Origin of the sequence: Sorangium sp. So ce1014, assembly GCF_051521505.1 — a bacterium.
In the GTDB taxonomy this organism is placed as follows: domain Bacteria; phylum Myxococcota_A; class Polyangia; order Polyangiales; family Polyangiaceae; genus Sorangium.
Window position 1 is genome coordinate 750,242 of the sequence record NZ_CP150356.1, and the last position, 19,390, is coordinate 769,631.

The 19,390-nt window shown below is 74.1% G+C and carries 13 protein-coding genes; 8 read left to right on the forward strand and 5 right to left on the reverse strand.

Going from position 1 to position 19,390, the window contains the following annotated elements:
* Positions 1–8: 8 nt before the first annotated feature.
* Complete coding sequence (locus WME75_RS02895) at positions 9–908, forward strand: hypothetical protein (RefSeq protein ID WP_437486179.1); 900 nt, start codon at positions 9–11, stop codon at positions 906–908.
* 474 nt (positions 909–1,382) lie between these two features.
* Positions 1,383–2,090: a YsnF/AvaK domain-containing protein gene (locus tag WME75_RS02900; RefSeq protein WP_437486181.1), complete on the forward strand. Its 708-nt coding sequence runs from the start codon at positions 1,383–1,385 to the stop codon at positions 2,088–2,090.
* Positions 2,091–2,094: 4 nt separating this feature from the next.
* On the opposite strand, the gene WME75_RS02905 is transcribed toward WME75_RS02900, so the two are convergent.
* Positions 2,095–3,546 (reverse strand): WD40/YVTN/BNR-like repeat-containing protein, encoded by a 1,452-nt coding sequence (locus WME75_RS02905; RefSeq protein ID WP_437486183.1) that lies wholly within the window; start codon positions 3,544–3,546, stop codon positions 2,095–2,097.
* A gap of 107 nt (positions 3,547–3,653) precedes the next feature.
* Here WME75_RS02905 and WME75_RS02910 point away from each other — a divergent pair, with 107 nt between their 5' ends.
* Positions 3,654–6,362, forward strand: a complete 2,709-nt coding sequence (locus WME75_RS02910) for a hypothetical protein (RefSeq protein ID WP_437486185.1) — start codon at positions 3,654–3,656, stop codon at positions 6,360–6,362.
* Positions 6,363–6,409: 47 nt separating this feature from the next.
* Complete coding sequence (locus tag WME75_RS02915; RefSeq protein ID WP_437486187.1) at positions 6,410–7,183, forward strand: hypothetical protein; 774 nt, start codon at positions 6,410–6,412, stop codon at positions 7,181–7,183.
* Positions 7,184–7,220: 37 nt separating this feature from the next.
* On the opposite strand, the gene WME75_RS02920 is transcribed toward WME75_RS02915, so the two are convergent.
* Positions 7,221–8,174 (reverse strand): hypothetical protein, encoded by a 954-nt coding sequence (locus WME75_RS02920; RefSeq protein WP_437486189.1) that lies wholly within the window; start codon positions 8,172–8,174, stop codon positions 7,221–7,223.
* 302 nt (positions 8,175–8,476) lie between these two features.
* On the opposite strand from WME75_RS02920, the gene WME75_RS02925 reads away from it, so the two are divergent.
* The gene (locus WME75_RS02925; protein WP_437486191.1) at positions 8,477–9,946 is read left to right on the forward strand and encodes a hypothetical protein; all 1,470 of its coding nucleotides are present in this window, start codon (positions 8,477–8,479) and stop codon (positions 9,944–9,946) included.
* A gap of 51 nt (positions 9,947–9,997) precedes the next feature.
* On the opposite strand, the gene WME75_RS02930 is transcribed toward WME75_RS02925, so the two are convergent.
* Positions 9,998–10,987 (reverse strand): tetratricopeptide repeat protein, encoded by a 990-nt coding sequence (locus WME75_RS02930; protein WP_437486193.1) that lies wholly within the window; start codon positions 10,985–10,987, stop codon positions 9,998–10,000.
* A 467-nt stretch (positions 10,988–11,454) separates the two neighbouring features.
* Here WME75_RS02930 and WME75_RS02935 point away from each other — a divergent pair, with 467 nt between their 5' ends.
* Both WME75_RS02935 and WME75_RS02940 read left to right on the forward strand, forming a co-directional pair.
* Entirely contained in the window at positions 11,455–13,140 is a 1,686-nt protein-coding gene (locus tag WME75_RS02935) for a protein kinase domain-containing protein (protein ID WP_437486195.1), read from the forward strand.
* 98 nt (positions 13,141–13,238) lie between these two features.
* Positions 13,239–15,428 (forward strand): bifunctional alpha,alpha-trehalose-phosphate synthase (UDP-forming)/trehalose-phosphatase, encoded by a 2,190-nt coding sequence (locus tag WME75_RS02940; RefSeq protein ID WP_437486197.1) that lies wholly within the window; start codon positions 13,239–13,241, stop codon positions 15,426–15,428.
* A 16-nt stretch (positions 15,429–15,444) separates the two neighbouring features.
* Here the strand turns inward: WME75_RS02940 and WME75_RS02945 are convergent, their stop codons facing one another.
* Positions 15,445–17,124, reverse strand: coding sequence for a right-handed parallel beta-helix repeat-containing protein (locus WME75_RS02945; protein ID WP_437486199.1), 1,680 nt, complete (start codon positions 17,122–17,124; stop codon positions 15,445–15,447).
* A gap of 489 nt (positions 17,125–17,613) precedes the next feature.
* Here WME75_RS02945 and WME75_RS02950 point away from each other — a divergent pair, with 489 nt between their 5' ends.
* Positions 17,614–18,231, forward strand: a complete 618-nt coding sequence (locus WME75_RS02950) for a Maf family protein (protein WP_437486201.1) — start codon at positions 17,614–17,616, stop codon at positions 18,229–18,231.
* A 10-nt stretch (positions 18,232–18,241) separates the two neighbouring features.
* On the opposite strand, the gene WME75_RS02955 is transcribed toward WME75_RS02950, so the two are convergent.
* Positions 18,242–19,249 (reverse strand): LacI family DNA-binding transcriptional regulator, encoded by a 1,008-nt coding sequence (locus WME75_RS02955; RefSeq protein WP_437486203.1) that lies wholly within the window; start codon positions 19,247–19,249, stop codon positions 18,242–18,244.
* Positions 19,250–19,390: the final 141 nt, after the last annotated feature.

Here is a 19,390-nt window from a genome sequence, read left to right on the forward strand (position 1 = left end):
AGGGGATCGTGCGGCCGACCCTTGAGGCACTGCTCGCGCTGCTCGCCCTCTGCGCCTCGGGCTGCGGGGGCGAGGACGCCGACGCGCTCGTGGTGGTCGGCCTGACGACGGATCTGGCGATCGGCTTCGACGTCGATCAGATCGAGCGCACCACGAAGGTGGATGGCGTCATCACGCGCGCCGAGCGTCTCTCGTACCGGAAGGGCGATCTGTCGCTCCCTGCGGAGCTCCTGCTCGATCCGGCGCACGACGGCGCAGCGGTCGAGGTGTCCTTCGCGGCGTTTCGCGACGGCGAGGCCTCGCCCCTCGTGACGCGGACGGCCGCGACCCGCGCGGCCGGCGGGCGGAGGCTGCTCCTGCCTGTCTCGCTCGACGAGGCGTGCTCCGCGATCGCGTGCCCGGCCGGCGCGACCTGCGCGGCGGGGGCGTGCGTCGATCCCTTCATCGCCCCGTCGGCGCTCGATGACCACGATCCGAGGTGGATCGCGTCGGCACCCGATGCGTGCAAGACGCCCTCTTCGGGCGACCCAGAGGTCGTGATCGGGCAGGGGGAGCGCGCGTTTGCCCCCCTCGACGAGGGCGAGGCGGTGCCGATCGAGGCCGGCCCTCAAGGCGGGCACCACGTGTGGCTCGCGCTGCGCGTGACCGGCCTCCGGCAGATGGGCTCCCGCCTCAGGGTGGGGGGCTACTTCCCCGAGCTTGCGTTCGAGCTGCTTCCCTTCACCGCGCAGGTCACGCTGCGCAGGGCAGGGGAAGGCCGCTGCGAGATCTACGGCATTCGCTTCCAGGTGGATCGAGGCCTCCTTGTCGAGGCCATCCGGGGCCGAGCGCTCGACGTCGAGATCGCCCTGGAGGACCCGAACGGCGACCTCGCGACCGCTGCGCGGCGGGTCGTCATCGCTCCCTGACACCTCTTCGAGCGACGGAGCCCCGGGGCCGAACCTCGGGCCGAGCCTCGTCGAGCTCTCGGTGAAGCACGACCCGACGGGCAGAGGGCGCACCGCCTACCGGCCGCGCGCCCGGGCCCGCCGCGCAGGCACGCTTGCTGGAGCAGCGGACCGAGCCTCGCGCCGCTGTAACCGCGACGCACGGGGCCGAACGGGCGCGGCGGCGCGCTTTCGGCAAAACGGGCGCGGCGGCGCGCTTTCAGCAAAGTCGGTGCCCGGAGCAACGGCGACGTCAGAAGGACCGACGTTCGGATTGCATGACGATTGCATGGCGGGGAGGGACACCGGAGGGGGCCGCGACCCGAGACGAGGCGAGAGAGAGCTCGCCCCGAGATCGGTTGGCCGAGAGAGCGCAGCACAGCGGGGGCCGAGCGGCCCGTGCCGCCGGCGCCCCTCACGATGCAGGGCCGGAGGATTCCGGGCTGGGGGTAGATCATGGTGAAGCAACAGGAGATCACGCGTGGAATGGTCGTCCGGAGCTCGGACGGCGAGAAGCTGGGCAAGGTGACGCGGCTCGACGTGGACACGTTCGAGATCGAAAAGGGCTTCTTCTTCCCGACAGAGTACGCCGTGCGTTACGACGAGGTGGCCGGCATCCGGGACGGGGACATCCTCCTGACCCATGCCCGCGACCAGCTCGTCGGGGGCCGCGACCCGGGGCGCGGGGCCGAGGGGATCTCGGCGGGCGGCGAGATCCGCGTGCCGCTCGTGGAGGAGGAGATCACGGCCGGAAAGACGGTGGAGGAGGTCGGTCGGGTCCAGGTCACGAAAGAGGTCGTGACCGAGGAGAAGCAGATCTCCGTGCCCGTGGCGCGCGAGGTCGTGCGCGTCGAGCGCGTCCCCGCGAGCGGAGAGCGTCCGGTCGCGTCCGGCACGACGGTCGAAGAGGGGTCGATCAGCGTCCCCGTCCGCGAGGAGCAGGTGGAGATCTCGAAGCGGCCCGTGGTGAAGGAAGAGCTCCGGATCAGCAAGGACGTCGTTCAGGGGGAGGCGCAGGCGCGGGCGACGGTCCGCCGCGAGGAGGCCGAGGTCCGGACCGAAGGGCAGGTGCGGCGCGAGGACACGCTGGACGAGACACCGTCCACCCTGCCCGAGCCGATGCCGCCGGAGCGGGCCACCGGGACGGGCGGCAGGCGGCGCTGAGCGCTCACGCTCTCCTCACGCCGTCGCGGCGCTGCCGCGGCCGCCGCGCCGCCGCGGCCGCCGCCATGCACGCGGCGGCGAGGGCGCCGGCCCAGCCCCCGCCAGCGCTGCCGGTGTGGCAGCCGCAGCCTCCGTCGCCCGGCCGCGCGCCGCCGGCGGGCCGCGCCCCGCCGCCGGGCGCATCGGGCGCTCCGCCCGTGCCCCCGGCGCTCGCCGCGCCTCCGCCGCCGCTCGCCGCCGTCGCTCCGCCGACGCCGGTCGCGCCGGTCGCGCCGGCGCTCGTTCCGCTGCCGGCCGCGGGGGAGCCGGCGTCCGGCGTGCAGTCGCGGTGGTCCGTCATCAGCGCGACGCGCGGCCAGTCCGTCGGGCAGAGCGCCCCGACCGCCGTGGTCGCCGCGCAGCCGAGCGGGCCACGGATGCACGCCTGCCGGAGCAGCGGCTCGAACGTCGCGCCGCCGTCGAGCGAGCGGCCGATCGTGAAGTCGTCCAGGAACTCGCTCGCGCACGCGTAGAGGCCCGCCTCCGTCCAGGCGAAGCAGCGCGGCGCGACGCTCGAGACGCGCTCGAAGGCGAGCGTCGACGAGGGCGCGCGGAAGACGCCGTCGATGTCGCTGCCCACCGCCACCGTCGCGCCGTCCGGCGAGATGGCGAACGCGCGCACGAAGCCCTGCGTCTCGAACACCGGCTCGAACGCCGCCCCGCCGTCCGTCGAGACGAACAGGCGCCCCGGCGCGCTCGCGACCCGCACGTACAGCACGTCGGCGTCGAGCGGATCGACCCCCGCGATGTAGGGCTCGCGCGACGTCGTGCTCCCCGGCACCACCGCGGTCTCCCACGTCGCTCCGCCGTCGGCCGAGCGCGCGATCATCCCCTGGACCGGGCCGCTTCCGGTCGCGAGGCCGCTCACGTAGACCCGCTGTGGATCCGAGGGCGCGACGTCGACCGTCCGCGCCTGAAAGCCCGCCGGGAGCGGCGTCCCCGCGCTGGCCCAGCTCGCGCCGCCGTCGCGCGACGCCCAGAGGCCGTGCCGGGTCCCCGCGGCCACCGCGACGACGTGCGACGGGTCGCCCTGCCGCACCGAGAGATCGAGCACCGCCTTCCCCGCGAGCTCCGCGGCGCGCGTCCAGGCGCAGCCGCCCTCGGCGCCGACCGCGATCCCGTCGCTCAGCGCGGCGAGCACCCTGCCGCCCTCCGCCGCCGCGATGGGCGGAGCCACGCCGCCCGTGTCGTCGTACCCGACGGCGCCCTCGCAGATCCAGCGCCAGCTCGCGCCCCCGTCCCGCGTGGCCAGCAGGCCGTACGTCATCCGGGCCACGGCGCGCGCCGGGTCTTCCGGGTCGAACACGATCTGGTCCGCCGAGGGAAAGACGCCGTTCGCAGCGGCAGGGGAGGGCGCCGCCGCGAGCGCCGCGGCGACGAGCGCCGCGGCGCGCGCCGGGCGAGATCGCGGCCTCACGACACGCAGGGGAGACGATCGCATCCAGGATCCATCGTAACCGCGCGTGCGCGCGCGCACGCCAAGAACCACCCACGCGCATCCGGCGCCCCGCTACACTCGCCGCAATGCCGGAGCGCATCGTCGTGTCCTTTCGAGGTACTGCGGCCCTCTCGCAGCCGGACAGCACGGACGCGGTCGTGCCATGGCCCGGCCGCCGCGGCGCCACGCGCGCGCCGGGGCCGCCGTCGCGCCACCGGGGCGCGCCGCGCGCTCCTCGCCGCGAGGCGCGCGGCGAGGAGAGCTACCTCGCGCGGGCGCTCGCGCTGAAGAAGCGCGCCGAGGCGCTCGGCGCCACCCTGTGCGCCTGGAGCGCGCAGACCTTCTCCTTCGAGTTCAGCCCCGAGGACATCGAGGAGGCCGTGCTGCTCGCGGCGCTCGCCGCGGAGGACGCGTCCGTGCACCCCGACGCGCGCTTCGCGGTCGGCATCGCGCAGGGGGAGATGACCTACGTCGGCGAGGCGGGGCGCTTCACCGCGCTCTCGTGGGGGCAGCCGCTGCTCGTCGCCGTCATGCTCGCCCGCATCGCCCTCCCGGGCGACGTGCTCCTCGATCCCGCGCTCCAGGCCGTGCTCTCGGGCGAGCTCATGACCCTCGGCATCCACCGCGGCGTCGACGGCGCGCGCCGGGTGCGCGGCCTGCGCCTCGACGCGCAGCAGCCGCTGCGCCGGCAGGTCGCCGAGAGCGTGGCGCGCCTCTGCAAGCCGCCGCTGAGCGGCCGCGACGGCGAGCTCGCCGCGCTCGCCGTGCCCCCCGGCTCCCTCGCGCTCGTCCGCGCCGAGCCCGGCGCCGGCGGCTCGCGGCTGCTCCTGGAGCTGCTCAGGGCCCTCGCCCCGTCGCGGAGCCTCTTCGTCGCGCCGATCGGCGCCTCGCGCGAGCCGTTCGGCGCGCTCCGGCGCGCCCTCGTGCGCGCGGCGCCCCGCACCGAGAAGGGCCGCGCGCCGGCGCTCCCGGATCGCCTGACGCCCCCGCTCGCGCGGCTCATCGCCGGCGAGGGCGTCGAGCCGTGGAGCGCCGCCGAGGTGATCGCCGCGTGGCTCGCCCCGGAGGGCGCCCGCTCCGGCCTGATCGCCGTCGACGACGCCGTCGAGGTCGACGCCGCGAGCCTCGAGGCGATCGCGATCGCGCTGGAGATGGGCGGCCTGCGCGCCGTCGTCCGGCTCGGGCGCGCGGAGCCGCTCCCCGCGCCCCTCACCGCGCTCACGCCCGCCGCGACGGTCGCGCTGGGGCCGCTCTCCGCCGCGGGCGCCCAGGACCTCGTCCGCCGCTTCCTCGACGGCTGCATCGACGAGGCGGGCGCGCGCCGGTGGGCCGCGCGCGCGCCGCCCTCCCCGCTGGCCCTGCGCGAGCTGATCTGCGAGGCGCTGGAGAGCGGCGCGCTGCGCTGGATCGGCAGGAGCGTCGCGCCGCGCCGGCGCAGCGCCGGGCGGGGCAGGCCCGCGCGCACCATGACCGGCGCCGAGCTCGCGGCGCCGCACGCGTCCCGCGCGATCGAGGGCCGCCTGCGCCTGCTCCCGATCGGCCATCGCACCGTCCTCACCGCGCTCGCGACGCTCGGCGGCGACGCGTCCGAGTCGGCGATCGAGGCGCTGTGCGACGGCACCGGCGCCCCGAAGGTCACCGCGGTCCAGGCGGCGCTGCTCGGCGCCGGCTGGGCCTTCCGGCCGGAGCCGGGCTGGCTGAAGCTCTCCTCGCGCACGCTGCGCGACGCCCTGCTCGCGGCCGTCCCGCCGGGCGAGCGCTCCGCGTGGCACCTCGCCGCGGCGCGCGTGGTCGAGGATCACGCCGGCGTGCTCGGCCTCGCCGACGCCGCGTTTCACGCCGCGAAGGCGGGCGACCGGAGCTCCGCGGCCGATCTCGCCGGGCGCGCCGCGCGCGCCGCCGGCGACGCGCTGCTCGAGTCGTCGGCCGCCGAGCTGCTCGCGTTCGCCGACGAGCAGGAGACCGCGAGGGAGCACCGGCTGGACGGGGCTCCGGACAGCACCTCGAGCCAGCCGCCGACCTACCGCACGCCCATCGAGGTGGTCGGCGACGCGCCGGATCCGCAGCGCGCGACGGCCGCCTCGGAGCCCGCCGGCGCCGACGCGCTCCGCGCGGCGGCGGACAGCTCCGCGCGCCGGCGGGGCTCCACGATGCCGGCCGAGAGCGGCGGCGCGCGCGCCGGCGGGCTCCGCGCGTCGCGGCCGGGCGGCTCCGCGCCGGCGTTCCCGGACGAGACGCCCGCGGACTTCCCCGACGTGCCCTCCCTGGACGAGGACTTCCCGCTCGACGACGCCTCGGGGGATCCGCTCGCGAAGACCTCGGAGTCGCCCGTCCTGTCGATGAACGACATCGCGGTCCGCCTCGCCGAGCTGGCCAAGCAGGCGCTGGTTCAGGGCGACGTCCGCACGCTGGAGCGGCTCGTGGGCGAGCTCCGCCGCACCGGCGAGCACCAGGCGCTGGCGGAGCGCATGAGCGGCCTGATCTCGCTCGGGCGCGGCGCCAAGGAGGAGGCGCTCCGGCGCTTCCGGATCGCGGCGGAGGCCGACGCGTCGCCCTCGCATCGGGCGCGGGCGCTGCTCGCCTACGGCGTCGCGCTGGCCGCCACGGGCCGCGCGGAGGGCGCCTTGCTCGAGGCGCTGAGCGCCCTCGCGCGCGCTCGCGAGGCCGAGGATCGCCACGGCGAGCAGGCGTGCGCGCAGTTCCTGGCGCGGCTCGCGGCCGCGAGCGGGCACGAGGAGGCGGCCCGCACCTGGGCGCAGGTGGCGCGCCTCGCCGGCGCGGCGTCCCCTTCCTGACAGCGCATCGATTGACAGCGTCGTCGCGGCTGTCCATACCCGCGGCCATGTCGTCCCGAGAGCCCTCCGGCGAGCCCGCTCCCGCGCCGGCAGCGCGCGAGGAGCGCGCCGCGCCGGCAGCGCGCGAGGAGCGCGCCGCGCCGGCAGCGCGCGACGGCCGCTCCGCGCGCTCCGGCGTCAGCGCGCGCTGGATCGCCGCGCTCCTCGCGCTTGCGCTCTCGCTCGGCGCGATCGCCGGCGTCGCGTACCAGCGCTACGCCGCGGTGCACCTGCGCGATCTCCCGAAGGTCCCGCGCTGTGTCCGGGGGGCGCGGGTCGCGCTGCGCAGGCCGGTCGCGGTGTCCGGCACGGAGCCCCGCCAGACGGCGTCGGGCGAGACGGTCTACCTCACGCTCGGGGAAGACCTTGCGGTTGCGTGCGCCCTGCAGTTCGACGAGGCGCTCGCGCGCCACCTCGCCGGAGCGCTGGCCGAGCAGGCGCCGGCGCAGCGCGCCGCCCGGCTGCTCGAGCTCGTGCGCGACCGCGTGCCGGCGGATCCGGCCCACGATCGCTCGGCCTCCGCGGCCTACATGATGGCCTCGGCGGCCTTGCGCGGCCTGCCCGACGACGCGCCCGAGGTCCGCGCCGCCGCGGAGGCGCTCGAGCAGCGCCACGCCTGCCGCTTCGCCACGCGGCGCCGCTGCGCGACGCGCCCCCCGTGGCCGGTGCTCGTGTGGCTCGCCGGCGTCCCCGCGGCGCTGAGCCTGCTCGGGCTGCTCGGGATCGGCCTTGCCGCGAGCGCCGCGCGTTACCGGCGCTGGACCGAGCGACGGGGCCGCTGATCGCATCGCGCGCGGCGCCGCCGCGCGCCCGCGCGCCTCAGTCGATCGCCTCGACGCGGAAGCTCGACTGCACAAGGCGGCTGGGGCTCGCGCCGATGTCGGAGACGTCGAACCCGAAGCCCGCGCCCTGATGGTGGATGCCGCCCGACGCGGCGCCGCTCGGCATCTTCACCGACGAGCTCACCGTGACGTAGACCTTCGCGCCCTTGGCGAACCCGGCGGTCATCGCGAGCACGCGCCCGGCGAGCTGCGCCGCCGCCTCGCGCGCCACCCGCGCCCAGAGCGCGGCGGCTCCGGCCGTCGACGACAGCGCGCGCACCCCGAGCACCGCGCCGGCGCCGCTCAGCTGCACCTCGAACACCGCGCGCGCCGTCGCGGGCGTCTCGGCTGCGCGCACCGCGTCCGCCACCACCGACGCGACCGTCCCGGCGGCGGGAAGATCCAGCCCCAGCGTCTTGTCCCGATCGCGCATCACGTCGCGCAGCACCTCGCCGGCCCTGTCCATCGAGACCTCGCGCGGCGCGGTCGGCGCGGTCGGCGCCGGCGGCGGAGGCGCGCGGTCGGGCAGCACGCCGGGCAGCTGCCACACCGGCACGCCGCCGAGCCCTGCCACGCCCGGCGGCCCCTCGGCGCTCGGCGGCCCGCCGTACTCGGCCGCCGGCGCCGGGGGCGCGACAGGGCCTCCCCGCGGCTCGACCGGAGCCTCCGGCGGCGCCGGCGCCTCCAGCGCGCGCCGCCGCTCCCGGCGCGCCGTCCGTCCGAGGACCGGCTCCGTCTCCTCGCGCGGCCGCGCCTCGTCCGGAGCGCGCGGCTCGTCCCGCTGCGGAACGAGCGGCGCGACGGGCTGCACCTCGATCTCCACCTCGCGGTACGCGCCGCTCGAGCGGGCCATGAGCGCCGGCGCGGGGCTGCCAGCGATCCGCGAGAGCCACGGGATGGCAGCGTGGAGCAGCGTCGCTGCGAGCAGGAAGCGGGCCTCACGGGGGAACAAGCGCGGAGCACCTTGCTGGGTGGGGGAGAGCGGTGCAAGTGCGCGTTGCATCGCCGCCGTGCTCTGTTCACCGCGCGCACCTCACCCGCGCCGCCGCGAGCACTTCCCTCTCGCCCCCTCGCTTCGCCGCCCGACGGGCTCACCCATGCGTGTTCCAGCAGGACACACAGTATTACCGTCACGTTCAAATATGCGCGTACGGCACGGTTGCCGCTTGAGCTTCGTGCCGTGCTGGTCGATCCTCCCGCTGCCACGGCGCCTTCCGGGCTCATGGCAGGAGCAGAAACGCAGCGCGGCGCCGCATGTGCAACGCGCTCACCGAGACGAAGCAGCGCCTGGCAGCGAAGGCCGAGCGCTACGTCCCCGTTGAGGAGGCGCATCGAATGAAGGGAAACGTGCGCGCTGACAGGTCGCCTGTGGACCTCTCGCTGACGCCCACGCCGCCGCCCGTCACCGTGGTCCAGGGTTCCCCGGATCGCGGTCTCCCCCTCGACCCGCTGCCCGGTTCGCTGGAGCAAGGGTCTCTCTTCGATCCGCCGCCCCTTGGCTCGGCGCCCGGCCCGCTCGAGCAGGGGTTCGCTCCCGGCCTCGGCGATCCGGCGCTGCAGGGGGCGCCGCTGCACCTGGCCGGGGCCGGGCCGTACGGCTCCTGGTCGGCTCCCTCACCGGACGAGCGCCGCGCCCGCAGGTGGAGCGCTCTCGGGGCGTTCGTCCTGGCCGCGGCGACCGTGTTCGTCGTCGTCGTCGTGGCCGCCCGCGGGATCGCCGCGCGGATGCCGGTCAACGCCGAGGCCTTCCGCGCCATGACGCCCGTCAGCCGCGCGCTGCTCCTCGCGTCGCGCTCCGCGCGCGAGGACGCCGCGGCGAAGGTGCTCGTCGCGCCCGAGGTGTTCGCGCGCTGGCAAGGGGCGACGCCGCCGCCCGAGATCCGGCACGACGGGTACGCGTCGATCCGCGGCGGCGTGCTCTTCACGCCCGAGACGTTCACGCCCACCGGGTCGAGCTACGATCTCGTGCTCCACTTCCACGGCAGCACCCAGCTCGTCCGCGAGAGCGCCGAGGTCGCCGGGCTCAACGCCGCGGTCGCCGTCATCAACCTGGGCATCGGCTCGGGGGCCTACGAGGACCACTACGCGCAGCCGGGCATGTACGAGAGCCTGCTCGCGGACATCGACCGGGCGCTCGCGCAGCGCGGGCTGCCGACCCCGCGGCTCCGCCGCGTCGCGCTCTCCTCGTGGAGCGCGGGCTACGGCGCGATCGCGAAGATCCTCGAGCTCCGCCGCGGCATCGAGCGGCTCGACGCGGTCCTCGTCACGGACGGCATCCACTGCGGCTTCGTCCCCGGGCACCCGAGCGGGCTCAACCACCTGCAGCTCGCGTCGTTCGCGCGCGCGGCGCAGCTCGCCGCCTCGGGTCAGCTGCTGTTCACGATCACGCACTCCGAGATCGACCCGATCGCGTACGCCAGCTCCAGCGCGACGGCCGACTACCTGCTCGGCGCGGCGGCCGGGCACCCCGTCGAGCGGGCGCCTGCGTTCGACGCTCCCCCGCACCTGCGGCTGCGCGCGGCCGAGGGCGCTGTCTCGAGGAAGCTCGAGAAGCAGCTGACCCCGACCACCGAGGCGAGCGTGGGCGAGCTCCGCGTCCGCGGGTTCCGGGGCAACACGCCGGAGCACCACATGGCGCACCTGCTCCAGATGGCCTCGACCGTCCTCCCCGAGCTCGTCGATCGCTGGCGCGAGGGCGGCGATCGCCCGCCGTCCGAGCGCTGAGCGCCCGCCGGGCGGGTGGGGCCCGCCGCCCGCCGCCGGCCGAGCGGCGCGTCAGCTCCGGCTCCGCGCCTCGTCCATCCAGGCCGTGATCGCTGCGGCCACCGGGTGATCCGACCCGAGCTCCGCCGCGGCCAGCGCGAACGCCCGCTCGTAGAGCGGCAGCGCCGCGGAGGGCCGCCCCGCGGCGTGGTGGACCTGGGCGAGCCGGACAAGGGTCGGCCGGAGCGACGGGTGGGCGGCTCCGACGAGCGCCTCCCGCGCGGTGAGCGCGCGCTCGTACAGCCCCGCCGCCTCGGCCGCATCCCCGAGCGCCTCCCGCGCGACCGCCAGGTTGTGGAGGATCGACGCGAGCAGCGCCCCCTCCACGGACGGGTCCGTCTCGGCGATCTCCAGCGCTCTCCGGAGCATCGCCTCCCGCTCGGCCACCGGGCGGTCCTCCTCGAGGAACGTGGCCGCGTTGTAAAGCGCCTCCGCCACGAGCGGATGGCGGGCGGAGGTCGCCCCCTCGCGCAGCGCGACCCCTTCGCGCAGCGCGATCGCCCGCTGGAAGAGCGGCGCCGCCTCGGCGCGCGCCCCCCTCCGGCCGAGCAGCAGGCCGAGCCGGTTCAGCAGCGCGGACAGCTCGACCGGATCGGGCTCGCGCATCCGGTCGTAGCCCGCGAGCATCCGGCGGAACAGCGCCTCGACGTCCTCGGCCGCCCCCCGGCGCTCTAGGATCGCGGCGAGCTGCTCGAGCAGCCTCGGCAGCGGGGGGTCCGTGCCCGCCCCCGCCGCCTCGGCGATGGCGATCGCCCTCGCCGAGCTCGCGCGCGCCTCGTCCAGCCGCCCTTGCGCGAGCTGCGCCGAGCTCAGCGCGTACAGCGGCCCCGTCAGCTCGGCGTCCCCGGGGCCGAAGATCTCCTCGGCGACGGCGATCGCCCGCGCGCACGTCGCCTCCGCCTCGGCGTGGCGGGAGCCGGCCAGCTCGGACGCCGCCTCGTCGAGTAGGCGCCGGTACTCTCTTCCCCTCCACCAGCGCCGCAGGGCGCGATCGGGTCGCATCCTCCTCTACTACCTCGTCCCCGCCCGCCAGGGCGAGAGGGCCGGCGGGGACGTCCGGCGCCCGCGGCGGCGAGGCGAGGCAAGGACGATCGGAAGAGCATCGCGCGGGCGCGGAGCGGTGTAATCTCCTGGCAGGATCTCGTGGTGCGAAGGTCGGATGCGGACGCTCGATGCCAGCAACTGGCGGTTCCCGTCAATCGGGGCTATGGCGCTCGACGCATGGTGCAGCGCCCCCCGCACGGCCTCCGGCAGGGCTCCCGGCAGGGCCTCCGACAGGGGACCATCGGCCTCGCGAACGGGGCGATCGAGGAAAGGTCGCCAAGGACTTTTCTTCCGTTTAGACTGCCCCGACGGCCCCACGCACCGAAGCTCCCCACGATCATGAGGTCAAAGCTCACGCATCGCGAGGCATCGACACCGAGGGGAGGGCTCGCCCGCGCCCGCACGGGGAAGGCGACGGAGTTCATATGAGTGCCAACGAAAACGTCATCGATGAAGTAGCGCGCAGCGAGCCGATCGATCCGTTGCTCGGGAAGGTGCTCAACAGCAAGTTCAAGATCCTGTCCATGCTCGCGACCGGCGGCATGGGCACGATCTATCGCGGCGAGCAGCTCCCGCTCGGGCGCGCGGTGGCGATCAAGGTCCTGATCCCGAACCAGGCCTCGCGGCAGCTCGACCCGAACTTCCACAAGCGCTTCTTCCTCGAAGCGAGCATCCTCGCGCGCCTCCAGCACCCGAACATCGTCACCGTGTTCGACTACGGCCGCATCGAGGCCGACGATCAGGACCGGTTCTTCATGGCGATGGAGTTCCTCGAGGGCGAGACGCTCTTCCGGCGCGTGCGCCGGCAGGGGCGCCTCCCGCCGCCCGAGGCCATGCGCATCGCCCGGCAGATCGCGCGCGGGCTGCGCGAGGCGCACAAGCACGGCGTCGTCCACCGCGACCTCAAGCCGTCGAACGTCATGCTCGTCCACAACGAGGACTCGGAGGAGGCGGTCAAGATCCTCGACTTCGGCCTGGTGAAGCAGCTCGGCGACGACTCGGAGGAGCTCACGCAGCAGGGCGCGTTCCTCGGCTCGCCCCGGTTCATGTCGCCCGAGCAGATCTCGCACGGCAAGGTCGATCTCAGGACCGACATCTACTCGCTGGGCGTGATCCTCTACCAGATGCTCTGCGGCAAGGTCCCGTTCGAGTCCGAGAAGTCGATCCAGATCCTGATGGCGCACCTCCAGCAGCCGGTGCCGCGCATGAAGGATCGGAACCCGGACGTCGACATCCCGGAGCCGCTCGAGGCGCTCGTGATGCGCTGCCTCGCGAAGGATCCGGACGGACGGCCCGCGACGATGGACGCCCTCATCCAGGGCCTCGGCGAGTGCGCCCGCGGCATGGGCGTGACGACCGCCTTCGGCGGCACGCAGATCACGTCGTTCGAGTCGCTGCCCGGCGTGCAGATCTCGTCGCGTTCGTCCACGGTGCAGGCGCTCAAGGAGGCGGTGACGCTCCCGGCGCCGTCGACGGACGACGAGGCGAGCGGCCGCACCTCCGGCGTCGGGACGGGGGTCTCCGCGGCGACCACGGCGGACGCGTCGAAGGGCGCAGCAGGCGCGCAGGACGCGCGACCCGCCGGGCGCAAGGCGGTGATCCTGGCCGCCATCGGCGCCGTCATCGTGGCGGCGGTCGCGTTCGTGCTGACCCGCAACCCCGCGTCGAGCGAGGCGACGACCGCGCCCCCGCCCGCGGCTGGCCCCGCGCCGACAAGCGCGCCCAGCGATCCCAAGGGCGCGGCCTCGTTCATGCTCATCATCGAGTCGATCCCGCCGGGCGCCGAGATCCTCGAGGACGGGAAGTCGCTCGGGTACACGCCGCTGCAGCTCTCGATCGAGAACGAGCTGGTGCGCGCGACGCCGCGCCGGCTGACCGTGCAGAAGGAAGGCTTCCAGCCCTACTCCATCATCCAGGGGCCGTCGGAGATGTCGGTGCAGACCGTCGCGAGGCTCGCGCAGGCGGAGGCGCCGGCGAAGCCGGAGGATCCGCCTTCCAGCTCGCCCAGCCGGAGGACCTGGGGCCGGCCCGCTCGCGTGGTCCCGCCTCCGCCCGCGACGAAGCCCCCCGCCCCAGAGAACACCGCGCCCCCGATCCGGATCGACCGGTAACGTTCAGGATGCGCCTGACGAGCCGCTCGGCTCGTCCCTGATTTTGCCGCGCCGCGTGGGCGTGGTGCATGCGCCATGCGCTAGCTTCTTCGCCGCGCATGTCCCGCCTGCTCATCGTCTCGAACCGCCTCCCCGTGACCGTCCACGTCGATGAGGGCGACGTCTCCGTCGTCCCGTCGGCGGGCGGGCTGGTCACCGCGCTCCGGGGCCCTCACGAGCGCCACGGCGGCCTCTGGCTGGGCTGGCCGGGCGACGTCTCGCGCCTCGGCGCGGAGCAGCGCCATTCGCTCGAGGAGCAGCTCGAGCAGCTCGGCGCCGTCCCGGTGCACCTCACCCCGGACGAGGTGAGCCGCTATTACGACGGCTTCTCGAACGGCGTCCTCTGGCCGCTGTTCCACTACCTGACCGAGAAGGTGCACCTCGACGCCCGGCGCGACTGGGAGAGCTACAGCGAGGTGAACGAGCGCTTCACCGAGGCGATCGTCGCCCGGTACAGGCCGGGCGATCGGGTCTGGGTCCACGACTACCAGCTCATGCTCGTGCCGGCGATGCTGCGCCGGCGCATCCCGGACGCGCGGATCGGCTTCTTCCTGCACATCCCGTTTCCGGCGGCCGAGATCTTCCGGAGCCTGCCGTGGCGGGAGCAGGTGCTGCGCGGCATGCTCGGCGCCGACGTCGTCGGGTTTCACACGACGTCCTATCGGTACCACTTCGTCTACTCCGCCGCGCGCGTGCTCGGCCTCGATCCCGACCTCGAGACGCTCGCGTACGAGGGGCGGAAGGTGCGGCTCGGCGCCTATCCGGTCAGCATCGACGTCGACGAGTTCGCGCGGCTCGCCCGGGACGAGGAGGTGCGCGCCGAGGCGCGGCGCATCCGCGAGCGCGCCCAGGGACGGAAGATCGTGCTCGGCATCGACCGGCTCGACTACACGAAGGGGATCCCGCGGCGCCTGCTCGCCATCGAGCGCTTCCTGGAGCGCGAGCCCGAGCTCCGGAGCCGGGTCCGGTTCGTCCAGCTCGCGGTGCCGACGCGCGAGAAGGTGGACGCCTACGCCGACTTCCGGCGCGTCGTGAACGAGCTCGTCGGCCGCATCAACGGCAGCTACGCGACGCTCGACGACGTCCCGATCCACTTCCTGCACCGGTCGATGCCCATGTCCGAGGTCGTCGCGCTCTACCTCGCCGCCGACGTGATGATGGTGACGCCGCTGCGCGACGGGATGAACCTGGTCTGCAAGGAGTACGTGGCCTCGCGGATCGACGACACCGGCGCCCTGGTGCTGAGCGAGTTCGCGGGCGCGGCCGCCGAGCTGATCGAGGCGCTCCCGGTCAACCCGTACGACATCGACTCGGTGGCCGCCACGATCAAGCGGGCGCTCGTCATGCCGCCGTCCGAGCAGCGCGTCCGGATGCAGGCGCTCCGGCGCCGCGTCATCACGCACGACGTGCACCGCTGGTCGCACGGCTTCCTGAGCGATCTCGAGCGCGCGCGCAGCGCGGCGCCCGCGGTGGGGGCGGTCCGTCGGCGCGCCGACGCGCCGCAGCTCAACACGATCGCGAGCGCGCGCAGCGCGCCGTCGCTCGTCGTGATGCTCGACTACGACGGCACGCTCGTCCCGCTCGCGGCGATGCCCGAGCTCGCGCCGCCGGACGAGGAGCTCATCGCTGACCTGCGCGCGCTCGCGGCGCGCCCGCGGACGCAGGTGCACGTGGTGAGCGGCCGGCCGCGCGAGGACCTCGAGCGGTGGCTGGGCGAGCTGCCCATCAGCCTGCACGCGGAGCACGGGTTCTTCTCCCGCGCCGGCCCCGGCGAGCCCTGGGTCGCGCTCCGCGAGGCGTCGCTCGACTGGAAGCCGCGGGTCCGCGAGATCCTCCAGGGCTTCGTCGATCGCACGGCGGGCAGCTTCATCGAGGAGAAGGTTGTGTCGATCGCGTGGCACTACCGGTCTGCCGACCCGGAGCTCGCCAGCCACATGGCCCGCGAGGTGCCGGCGAAGCTCGACGAGGTGCTGCGCGAGCGCGATCTCGAGCTGATCCCCGGCCGGAAGGTGCTGGAGGTGCGGCTGCGGGGCGTCAACAAGGGGGTGATCGTGCCGCGGGTGCTGGCGACGGTGACGCCCGAAGCGATGGTTGTCGCGCTCGGCGACGACAGGACGGACGAGGATCTGTTCGCGGCGCTCCCCCCCACGGCCCTCACCGTCCACGTGGGCGGCGGGGCGAGCAGCGCGGCGTTTCAGCTGCCCGATCCGGCCGCGGCGCGGCGCTTCTTGCGCGCGCTCGTCGCGTGAGCGCCCGCGCTGCGGCTCACGCCCTGGAGCGGCGGCCGCGGCGCCGGAGGGCGGCCCCGAGGAGCGCCGTCATCCCCGCGAGGGCCGCGCTCGATCCGGCGAGCGGGCCGCCCGCGAGCGCCCCGGCGGCGCTGCACGAGCCGGCGTGGCCGGCGCAGCGGGCATCGGTGCCCTCTGCGGCCTCGTCTCCGGCCGCGGCGCAGTCGGCGGCGTCCGCGCCGGCGGCGGTGTCGCCGTCCGCGCCGGCGGCGGTGTTGCTGTCGCTGTCGCTGGTGGCGGCGTCGCTGTCGTTTCCGGCGGCGTCTTCATCGCTCCCGGCGGCGTCTTCATCGCTCCCGGCGGCGTCTTCATTGCTCCCGACGGCTCTCATGGCGTTCGCGGTGAACGAGAGGCCGGCTCCGAACTCGTAGGCCCCGATGTCGATCGCGCCTGTGGTCGGCCGCTGGGGCGCTCCGCTGACCGCGCGCACGCTCTTCGCGGGCGTGAACCGCGGCGCGGCGAGCGGGCTCGGGAACGGGTGGCCGGACGGGCTCGGCGTCCACCGGGCGCCGGCGTCGATGAGCGGGCTGCCCGCCGCCGGGCGGAGGTCCATCGAGCCGACATCGGCGAACCCGGGATCGGCGCCCTGCAGCGTGCCAGTCCACGCCGCGGGGATGGCCGAAGAGCCGGTTGGAACCCAGTTGTTCGCGCCCGCGAGCAGCGCCGCTCCCGTCACCCAGCTCGCCGACCTGTCGACGTAGACCTCCACGCCGCCGCCGCCGAGCCGGTAGAACACGTTGTTGCTCATCTCGACGCTCTCGATGCCGTCGAACATCCGGATCGCCGGCCTCGACCCGGGGGCGAGCAGGAACGTGTTGTTGACGAACCGGAAGCGGCCGAACGTCTGCCCGGTGCCGTCGCCCCCGACGCGCGCGGCGAAGTGCTTTCCGGTCTGGCGGAAGACATTGCCGACAACGTCGGAGTCCTCGCGCGCGAGCCCCTCGTCCTGGCCGTCCGGCCCGATGAGCTCGATCTCGTGGTACTTCGCGCCCTCGATCCAGTTGTAATAGATCTCGTTCCGCTCCGCGCGGCTCTTCACGTTGTTGCCGCCGTTGCTGTCGTGCACATAGCAATGCCGCATGCGGAACACCGAGCCGAGGCGCGTCTCCTCGTCGGTCGCGATGTAGATGGGGTGCCTTGTGTCGCCCGAGCCGCAGGCGTAGACCTCGACGTACTCCAGCGTGAACGAGCCCGACTCGGAGTCGGCGCCCAGGATGCCGTGCCCTGGGCAATCGTGCACCACCGCGTCGCGGATGGTGACGTCGTGCGCGCGGTTGAACACGCAGCGGTTCGCGCCCCGGGTGATCTCGAAGCCCTCGAAGGTGTAATGATTGCCACCGAAGACCACCGTGTTCGTCCCTCCGGACAGCACAGGACGGCGGCCGTTCACGCGGACGCCGCGGATGGTGATCTTCTGCGCTTCGGTGCCGGATTTTTTGAAGATCAGATCCCCTGGATAGGTCGCGTCGCCCTGGACCTCGACCACATCTCCGGCAGCGAGGCGAGGGGCGACCTCGGCGAGGCTCGAATACGGCTTGCCTCGGCCCACCTCGTACGTCGCTGCGCTCGCCGACGAGGCCGCGAGCAGCACGGAGAGCCCGATGCCCGGCGCGACGAGAGAGAGCGTGACGAGGTGCCTTGTGTTGAGTTGCTGCATCGCCCCAATCTCGCGTGCTGAGGAGCCCTGTTGCAAGCTGCTTTTTAATGAAATGCATGATGGGTAATTCAGGCGACACCTGACGGCGGGTAATACGTGCCTTTCCTTCGTGGTTCTCCGGGGTTATGCCCATTGCTGACTCTCCGCGTCGTCGAGCGGGATCGAGGGAATGAATGTAGGAGCCGAATCCGCGCGGAGGGAATCAGCGAGATTCGAGCGGTGTCTGAACGCGTCTGGCACAGGAATTGACATGAAATATAAATCCAATAAAATTAAATAAATATGCCAATGCGCGAGGGATGCCAGGAGAACAAGAAGATTTGAGGTGAAGAAATCGATCGACGGGCACAGGAGGATCCCGATCTCTCCTCTTGGCGTTCTTTGCGTCTTGCCGGCTTTTCTCTCCCTCTCTCTCGTCTGCCGCCGCGCGCGCGGCGGGGGAGGTGGTCCCCCTCGGCACCGGCGTCTTTCCGTGCCATGGATCCGGCCATGTCCCGGATTGTCCTCGCCTCCACGTCTCCCTTCCGGAGGGCGCTCCTCGACCGCCTCGGGCTCGCGTACGAGGCCGTCGCGCCGGCGTTCGACGAGATCGCGCCCGAGGGGCTGTCGCCCGCCGCCTGCGCCCGCCTCTTCGCGGAGGGCAAGGCGCTGAGCCTGGGGCGCGCGCGCGACGACGCCCTGATCATCGGCGCCGATCAGGCGCTCGATCTCGACGGCGAGCTCCTGCGCAAGCCGGCGTCGCTCGACGAGGCGGCGGACCAGCTCGGGCGGCTCGCCGGGCGCGTCCACGCGCTCCATACGGCGGTCGCGGTGCACGCGCCCCCGGGGCTGCCGCTCGCGCCGGGTGAGCCGCGGACGCTGGCCGAGACCGTCACGGTGGAGCTCCGCGTCCGGCCGCTCGGGCGCGCGCAGATCCGGCGCTACGTCGAGCTGGATCGGCCGATCGGCAGCGCGGGAGGGTACCTCTTCGAGAAGCACGGACCGTGGCTGTTCGACGACGTGCGCCACGCCGACGAGACGGCCATCGTGGGGCTGCCGCTCGTCCCGCTCTGCCGCCTCCTGCGCCGCTTCGGGGTCGATCCGCTCGGCGTGCCCGCGCGCGCGTGAGCGGGCCGCGTCAGCCCGAGCAGCCGCAGGAGCGGCGGACGATGAGCTCGACAGGGAGCCGCGCCTGCGGCTCCGTGGCGACGCCCTGGATCCGCCGCACGAGCTCCAGGACGGCGAGGCGCCCGACGAGCTCCGTCGGCGGGCGGACGGTGGTGAGCGCCGGATCGAGGTGCCGCGCGGGCCCGATGTCGTCGAACCCCACCACCGACACATCGGCGGGGACGCGCCGCCCCTCGCTCCGCAGCGCATCCATCGCGCCGATCGAGGCGGCGTCGCACCAGCCGACGACCGCGTCGAACGCCGCCTGGTCGCGGAGCAGCGCGATCGTCGAGGCGCGCGCCTCCTCCGCGCCGAGCCCGCCGCGGCAGAGGCGCGGATCGAACGGGAGGCCATGGCGCAGGAGCGCGCCCCGGTAAGCCTCCTCGCGCCGCCCCGCGTCCTCGTTCCCCGCGGGGCCCCGCAGGAACGCGATCCGATGCCGGCCGTGCACCTGGACCAGATGATCGATCGCCTCCCGCACGCCCGCCTCGTTGTCGATGACGATGCTGGGCAAGGAGAGGCCCGGCGGCGACGAACGATAGACGAGGAGCGCCGGGAACCCCTCGGCCGCGATCCGCCTCAGGCTCGCCTCCCCCATCGCGGCGCCGAAGATCAGGACACCATCGGTGTTGTGCCGGCCGAGCATCCGGTGCAGCGAGCTCTCCGATCGCAATGCAATCAAGAGATCATACCCCTCCTGCGTGGCCGCGCTCGCGACGACCTGGAGGAAGCTCGACATGAAATCGGTGCCGACCGTGGGCAGGAGAAAGCCGAGGGACCCAGTCCGGCCCTGCGCGAGGCTCCTCGCGGCAGCGTTCGCCACGTAGCCGAGATCGCGTATCGCAGCGAGCACGCGTTCGCGGGTCTTCGCGCTGCACTTGCCCCTGTCGTTCAGGACCCTGCTGACCGTCGCAGGAGACACCCCGGCGTGCCGGGCCACCTCCTCCATGCGGACCGACGGCCGGACGCCGGAGCTCATTGTGACCGCCTGAGGCGAAGATTTCATGTGGGCAAACAAGGCAAAGGAAAGCGCTTGCATCCTAGGAGGCATGGCGGGTTCCTGTCAAACCGTACTCCGCACACCGGCGCAGTTTGACTCTCAAGGAAAAATTCCAAGACA